2 protein-coding genes are annotated in these 8123 nt (G+C 73.4%); both read right to left on the minus strand.

Annotated features, from left to right (window positions below; translation table 11 throughout):
* Positions 1 to 132 precede the first annotated feature (132 nt).
* The gene (locus ACFV61_RS09295; protein ID WP_380490881.1) at positions 133 to 348 is read right to left on the minus strand and encodes an MbtH family protein; all 216 of its coding nucleotides are present in this window, start codon (positions 346 to 348) and stop codon (positions 133 to 135) included.
* A 3-nt stretch (positions 349 to 351) separates the two neighbouring features.
* Positions 352 to 8123 (minus strand): amino acid adenylation domain-containing protein (locus ACFV61_RS09300; RefSeq protein WP_380490883.1); only part of this gene is annotated, 7772 nt, incomplete at its 5' end.

Here is an 8123-nt window from a genome sequence, read left to right on the forward strand (position 1 = left end):
GGGCGTAGACGGGGTCGGGGCCCCGGGGGGCGTGGGGGGTGAGAGGGTGGGGGGGTTGGTGGGGGGGGGGGGGGAGGCCGGCCGTGGGGGGGGCCTCGTCCGTGGTGTCGGTCAGGTTCACTGCGGGCCGCGCTACCGCTGGGCTTCCATGGCGTCGGCGAGGCTCCTGGGCCGCATGTCGGTCCAGGACTTCTCGACGTACTGCAGGCAGGCGGCGTTGGTGTCGGGGCCGTGGACGACGGTCCAGCCGGCCGGGACGTCCGCGAACTGCGGCCAGAGCGAGTGCTGGTTCTCGTCGTTGACGAGCACGAGGAAGGTGCCGTCCTGGTCGTCGAAGGGGTTGGTCATGGGTCAGTCCTCCTGGTGGGAAAGGGTGGTGGTGCGATCGGCGTTACCAGCGCCATCGGCGCGATCGGTGTCACCGGTGGCCTCGGCGAGCCTGGCGGCCAGGATCGGTCCGATCTGCGCCAGCGAGCCGGTTTGGGTCATCCGGTCGTGCCGGGTGGTGATCTCGTGCGATTCGATCCGGCCGGCGACGTACGGGCGCCAGATTTCGGGCCCCGCGTTGTCCTCGGCCCGGTCGATCGTGGAGTTGAACAGCAGCAGGTCTCCGTCGAAGTCGCCGGGGACGAAGTCGACCGCCAGCCTGGCGTTGTTGATCATGATCTCGACGATCACCTCGATCTGTCGCTCGTTCAGGCCGGCCAGCGCGCTGCCCCGCCGGTTCAGGACCTCGGCGACCTCGGCGTAGGTGATCTCCTGGTCGCCCAGCTCGTCCGGGTCGACGTCGAGCACCCCGACGAGCACGTCGCGCACGGTGGGCACCGGCACCTCCGCGAACTGCACGTCCTTCACCGGGTAGGCGTCGAGGATCGCCAGCAGTGCGGTCCGCTCGCCGCGCGACTGCAGCTCGCAGGCGATCGCGTGGGCGATCAGCCCGCCGGCGGACCAGCCGAGCAGCAGGTACGGGCCCTCCGACTGGATCTTCTGGATCTGGTCGGCGTAGTCGGCCGCCATCTCCTCGTAGGACGTCGGCAGGGTTTCGGGCCGGCCGAGGCCGCGCGCCTGGATGGCGTAGACCGGGTGCTGCGGGCGGAGGTGGTTCAGCAGTCCGCTGTACGACCAGCTGATGCCGCCGCCGGGGTGGATGCAGAACAGCGGTGTGCCGGTCCCGGTCGAACGCAGCGGCAGCACCACGTCCAACGCGTCGTCGGGATCGTCCATGAGCAGACGCTCGGTGAGACCGGCCACGGTCGGCGCCTCGAACAGCATGCGCAGGCCCAACTCCAGACCGAGGGTCTCGCGGACCCGCGAGGCCAGGCGGGCGGCCAGCAGCGAGTGCCCGCCCAGATCGAAGAAGTTGTCGTCGATGCCCACCCGCTCCCGGCCGAGGACCTCGGCGAACAGCCCGCACAACAACTGCTCCTGCGGCGTCCGGGGGCCGCGCCCGGCGTCCGACGCCCCGTACTCCGGGGCCGGCAGGGCGGCCCGGTCGAGCTTGCCGTTGGCGGTCAGCGGCAGCGCGTCCACGGTGACGAACGCCGCCGGCACCATGTAGTCGGGCAGTTCTCGGCGCAGCCGGCCGGACAGTTCCCCCGCCTCGGGCGCGCCCGCGGGGGCGGGCACCAGGTTGGCCACCAGTCGTTTGTCGCCCGGCCGGTCCTCCCGGGCGACCACCGCCGCCTGGGCGACGCCGGGGCAGCCCGCCAGGACGGCCTCGATCTCTCCGGGCTCGATCCGCAGGCCGCGCAGCTTGACCTGGTGGTCGGCGCGTCCGGCGAAGTCCAGTGTGCCGTCGGTCCGCCACGACGCGAGGTCGCCGGTGCGGTACATCCGGCTCCCGTCCGGCCCGTACGGGTCGGCGGTGAAGCGTTCCGCCGTCAGGCCGGCCCGCCCGAGGTAGCCGCGGGCCACGCCCGTCCCCGCGAGGTACAGCTCGCCGACCATGCCGGTCGGCACCGGGCGCAGCCCCGCGTCGAGCACGTAGGCGCGCATGTTCGCCATCGGCCGGCCGATCGGCACGGTCGCGGCGTGTTCGGGCAGGACGCCCACCGGGTGGCAGGTGGCCAGGGTGGTGGCCTCGGTGGGCCCGTAGCCGTTGACCACCTCGATGCCGGGGCAGGCCGCCAGCACCCTGGCGACGGCGGCCGGGGAGACCACGTCGCCGCCGGTCCACACCTCGCGCACCCCGGCGAGCAGCCCCGGGCGCTCCTCGGCGACCAGGCGGAACAGTCCGGCCGTGAGCCACAGTCCGGTCACCCCGTACGAGGTGATCGTGTGCTGGAGCAGGTCGAGGTCGAGCTGCTCCGGCGGCGCGACCACGACCCGGCCGCCGTTGAGCAGCGGCACCCACAGCTCGTAGGTGGAGAGGTCGAAGGCCGTCGGGGAGTGCATCAGCACCCGCTCGTGTCCGCCGCCGCGGAACTCGGGGGTCAGCGCGTGGCCCACCACGTCATGGTGGGTGACAGCCACGCCCTTCGGTCGACCGGTCGAGCCGGAGGTGTACATGATGTACGCCAACTGTCCGGGTTCACAGCGGACTTCGAAGCCGGAGGGATCGGCGGCCTCGGACTGCACCAGCGCGGTGAGCACCTCCTGGGTGAGCACCAGGGCGGCCCCGCTCTCCCGCAGGATCAGGTCGATCCGGGAGGAGGGGAAGCGCGAGTCCAGCGGCACGTAGGCACCGCCGGCCTTGATGATCGCCAGGATCGCCACGACCAGCTCCGCCGAGCGCTCCAGCAGCACCGCGACCGGGGTCTCCGGCCGTACGCCCTGGCGGATCAGCGCCCGCGCCAAGCGGTTGGCCCGCTGGTCGAGCTCCGCGTAGGTCAGTTCGGTGCCGCCGGCCACGACCGCGACCGCCTCCGGGGTGGCTCGCACCTGGCGGGCGAACAGCTCCGGCACCGCGGCCTCGGGCAGCTCGGCCGCGGCACCGTTGGACCCGGCGAGCAGTCGGCGGCGTTCCTCGACGGGCATGATGTCGATCCGGCTGATCGGCCGGTCGGGGTCGGCGACCGCCGCGCGCAGCAGACGGGCCAAGCGCTCGAACAGCAGCTCCACGGTGGGCGCGTCGAACAGGTCGGTGGCGTACTCCACCGCACCGACCAGGCCGTCGGGGGTGCCGTCCGGGCGGAACTGCTCGGCCAGGCTGAACGTCAGGTCGACCCGGGACGTGCCGGTGGGCGCCTCCAGGTGGCCGGTCTCCAGCCCCGGCAGCGCGAACTCGCCGACCGGTGCGTTCTGCAGGGCCAGCATGACCTGGAACAGCGGGTGGTGGGCCAGCGACCGAGCGGGGTTGACCACCTCGACCAGGTACTCGAACGGCACGTCCTGGTGGTCGTACGCGGTGAGCGCCTTCTGCCGCACCCGGCCGACGAGTTCGGCGAAGCCCGGGTCGCCCGCGGTGTCGGTGCGCAGCACCAGTGTGTTGACGAAGAACCCGACGAGCTCGTCCAGCGCCTGGTCGGTACGGCCGGCGATGGGGCTGCCGACCGGGATGTCGGTGCCGGCGCCGAGCCGGGTGAGCAGGGCCGCGAGTCCGGCCTGGAGCACCATGAACATGCTGGCGCCGTGCGCGGCGGCCAGGTCCCGCAGCGCTTGGTGCAGTTCGGCGTCCAGTCGGACCACGACCCGGTCACCCCGCTGGGAGGCCACCGGCGGCCGCGGCCGGTCGGCGGGCAACTGCAGCTGCTGCGGGACGCCGGCCAGCTCCTCCTTCCAGTAGGCCAGTTGCCGGGCGAACAGGCTGTCCGGGTCGGCGGCGTCACCGAGCAGGTCGCGTTGCCAGGCGCTGTAGTCGGCGTACTGCACCGGCAACGGGGACCACTGCGGGGCCTCGCCCCGGCAGCGGGCCGCGTAGGCCGCGGCGAGGTCACCCGAGAGCGGGCCCATCGACCAGCCGTCGGCCGCACTAGGCTCCACCACGACCAGCAGCACGTGCCGGTCGGGGGCGAGGACGTACAGCTCCGCCCGGACCGGCGGCTCCGCCGCGAGGTCGAAGCCGCACTGCGCCGTCTCCGCCAGGCGCTCCGCCAACCGGCTCTCGTCGAGCTCGACCACCGGCAGTGCGGGGTGCGCCTGCGCGGCGCTCAGCACGACCTGGTGGGGCACGCCGTCCGTCTCACGGAAGACCGTCCGCAGGCTCTCGTGCCGGGCGACCACGTCCGCGAGCGCGGCGTGCAGGGCCGGGCGGTCCAGTTCGCCGGTCAGGCTGAGCGCGAGCGGCATGTTGTAGGTGGCGCTCGGCCCGTCCATCCGGTGCAGGAACCACAGGCGGCGCTGGGCGAAGGACAGCGGAACCCGGTCGGGGCGCGGCTGGGCGGTCAGCGCGGGCCTGGCCGTTCCGGAGCCGTCGAGGCGGGCCGCCAGGGCGGCCACGGTCGGGGTCTCGAACAGGGTCCGGACCTCCAGCTCCGCACCGAGGGTCGCCCGGACCCTGGAGGCGAGCCGGGTCGCCAGTAGCGAGTGCCCGCCCAGGTCGAAGAAGCTGTCGTCGACGCCGACCTGTGTCAGCCCGAGCACCTCGGCGAAGAGCTCGGCGAGGAGCTGCTCCTGCGGGGTGCGCGGCGCCCGTCCGACCGCGACCGGGCCGAGGTCGGGGGCGGGCAGCGCGCGGCGGTCGAGCTTTCCGTTGGCCGTCAGGGGCAGCGCCTCCAGCACCACCAACGCCGACGGGACCAGGTAGTCGGGCAGCCGGCCACGCAGCCAGTCACGGATTTCGCCGATGAGGGCACCGGTACCCCGGCTGCCGGTCGGGCGGTTGGTCAGCGCCGCCAGCGGCCTGCCGGTGGTCCCGGCCGGCCGGTACGGCTCGACCGGGGAGCCGTGAAGCCCCTGCGGGTCGGTGAAGACGACATCCACGGCGTCCGCCGCAGTGGCCGACCAGGTGACGGACACCGAGCGGCCGAACTCCGACCCGAGGGCGTGGAAATCCTCCGGGTCAGGGAGGTCGCCGTCCTCCGGGGCGTGCAACCGTTCCAGCAGTTCGGCGAGCGAGCCGTCCCCGCTCTGTACTGCCCTGGCCAGAGCCGCTTCCCGCGCCACGCGGCGGTTCGGCACCCCGGTGATCCGCAGCACGTCGGCGGGCGGCTGGGCGAGCAGCTCGCGCAGTTCGGCCGGCCCGGCGACCTGCTGCCCCCACGCCAGCTCGACCGACCGGTCCGGGCCCGCCGGGGTGACCGGTGGCTTGCGCAGGGTGACGTCGTAGCGGTAGCGGGTCAGCTCGTTGTGGTGGCGGCCCCGCTTGACCTCCACGGTCACCGCGCCGATGCCGGCGCCTGCATCGGCGCCGCTCTCGCGGTCGCGGTCGCGCAGGACGGTGAAGAAGTCCGGGTCGACCAGGAGTTCCTTCTCCACCAGCAGGGACTGCTCCACCGCGCGCCGCACGGCGGGCAGGTCGGCGCCGTCGGCGGCCCGGTGCAGTTGGACGGCGGTGGCCAGCGGGCGCAGCAGTCGCAGGTTGCGGACGTCGCCGACGAAGAGCGCGCCGCCGGGGGCGAGCAGTCGCATCAGTTTCCCGATGACGTCGGTGAGGTAGTCGGCGGAGGGGAAGTACTGCACCACCGAGTTGATGACGATGGTGTCGAAGTGCCCGGCGGGCAGGCCGTCGGTGTCGTGTGCCGGGCGGGTGTGCAGGACGACGCGGTCGGCCAGTTGCTCCTGCCGGGCGATCTGGGCGGCCAGCGCGTCGATCGCGGTGGCGGAGAAGTCGGTCGCCCAGTAGGTCTCGCAGTGCGGTGCGATCTGCGAGAGGAGCAGACCGGTGCCGACGCCGACCTCCAGCACGCGGCGGGGGCGCAGGGCCAGGATGCGGGCCACGGTGGCGTCGCGCCATTCCCGCATCTGCTCGACGGGGATCGGGCTCGCGTCGTAACTGCTGTTCCAGCCGACGAAGTTCTGGCCGAAGGCGGTTTCCTCGGGGGTGATGGGCAGGGCGTCGTAGATGTCCCGCCACTCGCCCACGTGGTCGGCTTCGCGGCTGTCGTCGCGGCCGGTGTCCCGGCGCGGGACGACGTAGCCGATGAGCCGGTCGTCCTGGGCGAGGACGGCGGCCCGGGCGACGGCGGGGTGCTCGGCCAGGGCCGTCTCGATCTCGCCGGGCTCGACCCGGAAGCCGCGCACCTTCACCTGGTCGTCGGCGCGGCCGACGTACTCCAACTGCCCGTCAGCGCGCCAGCGCACCACGTCCCCGGTGCGGTACATCCTCCCTCCTTGCCCGCCACCGGGCAGGAGGGGCCCAGAACCGTCCGCCTCGAACGGGCAGGCGACGAACCGGCCCGCCGTCAGGGACGGCCGGTTCAGGTAGCCGCGCGCCAGGCCCGCGCCGGCGACGTACAGCTCGCCGGGCACGCCGGGCGGCACCGGCCGCAGCCGCTCGTCCAGCACGTACACCCGCGCGTTGGCGATCGGCCGCCCGATCGGCGGCGTGCCCGATCCGGCTGCGAGGGGGTCGCTCATCGTCGCGCACACCGTCGTCTCCGTCGGACCGTACGCGTTGACCATCCGCCGCCCCGGGGCCCAGCGCGCCACCAGCTCCGACGGGCAGGCCTCGCCCGCCACCACCAGGGTCGACACCGTCACCGCGCCCTCCGGCAGGGCCGCCAGGACGGACGGGGGCACGGTCGCGTGGGTCACCGCGAGCCCCGGGTCCGTCAGCGCGGCGACCGGCTCCGCCGCCGGAGGCAGCACCAGGGCCGCACCGCACAGCAGCGCGGTGAAGATCTCCGACACCGAGGCGTCGAAGCTGGGCGAGGCGAACTGCAGCACCCGGCTGCCGGAGTCGATCGCGAACCGCTCGATCTGGGCGGCGACCAGACTGGCCACGCCGCCGTGGGCGACCACGACGCCCTTGGGGCGCCCGGTCGAACCCGAGGTGTAGATCACGTACGCCGGATGCCGGACATCGAGGGCGACCACGGGATCCGTGTCCGGCGACTCGGAGGCCTCGGAGGCCTTGGCGACCAGCGCCGGATCGTCGACCACCAGCGCCGGGCGGGCGTCCTCCAGCATGTACGAGATCCGCGCCGCCGGGTACGCCGGATCCACCGGCAGGTACGCGGCGCCCGCCTTCAGGACACCCAGGACAGCCACCACCGACTCCACCGAACGCGGCAGCGCCACCGCCACGACCTGCTCCGGACCGACCCCACGGGCGATCAGCGCATGCGCGAACCGGTTCGCCCGGGAGTTCAGCTCGCGGTACGTCAACTCGGCACCACCGGACACCAGGGCGAGCGCGTCCGGCGTCGCCGCCACCTGCACCGCGAACGCCTCCGGCACCGGCACGGCGGCCACCTCGCGGGCGGTCGCGTTGCCGCGCTCCAGCAGCCGGTTCCGCTCGTCGGAGTCGAGGAGGTCGATCCCCCCGATCGCCCGGTCAGGATCGGCGGTGACCGCCTCCAGCAGGAGCGTCCAGCGCCGCACGAGGGCCTCGACCGTCGAACGGTCGAACAGGTCAGTGGCGTACTCCGCCGCGCCGGCGATCCCAGCCGGTTCCCCGGCCGGACCGAATTGCTCGACGAGGCTCACCCCGAGGTCGAACTTGGCGGTTCCGGTGGCCACCGCGTAGGTGGCGACCTCCAGGCCGGGCAGCGAGAACCGGCCCATCGGGGCGTTCTGCACGGCCAGGATCGTCTGGAACAACGGGTGGTGGGACAGCGACCGGGATGGGTTCAGCACCTCCACCAGGTGCTCGAACGGCACGTCCTGGTGGGCGTACGCCGACAGTGAGGTCTCCCGCACCCGCCCGAGCAGTTCGGTGAAGCTCGGATCACCGCTCGTGTCCGTCCGCAGCACCAGCGTGTTCACGAAGAACCCGACCAGCTCGTCCAGCGCCTCGTCCGTGCGCCCCGCGATCGGACTCCCGATCGGGATGTCCGTCCCCGCCCCCAGCCGCGTGTACAACGCTGCCAGCGCCGCCTGCAGCACCATGAACAGACTGGTGCCGGTGTTCCGCGCCAACTCGGTCAGAGCGGCGTGCAGTTCGGGGCTCAGCTCCAGACCGACGTGGTCTCCGTGCCAACCGGCGACGGCCGGCCGCGGCCGGTCGGCGGGCAGCTGGATCAGCTCCGGCAGGTCGGACAGCTGGCGCTTCCAGTAGTGGAGGTGGGCGGGGGACCCCCGCT

This window comes from Kitasatospora sp. NPDC059817 (assembly GCF_042731835.1).
GTDB lineage: Bacteria > Actinomycetota > Actinomycetes > Streptomycetales > Streptomycetaceae > Kitasatospora.

Bases quoted from the DNA above. Each gene is read 5' to 3' on its own strand.
- ACFV61_RS09295 (WP_380490881.1), bottom strand. From the start codon at position 348: ATGACCAACCCCTTCGACGACCAGGACGGCACCTTCCTCGTGCTCGTC.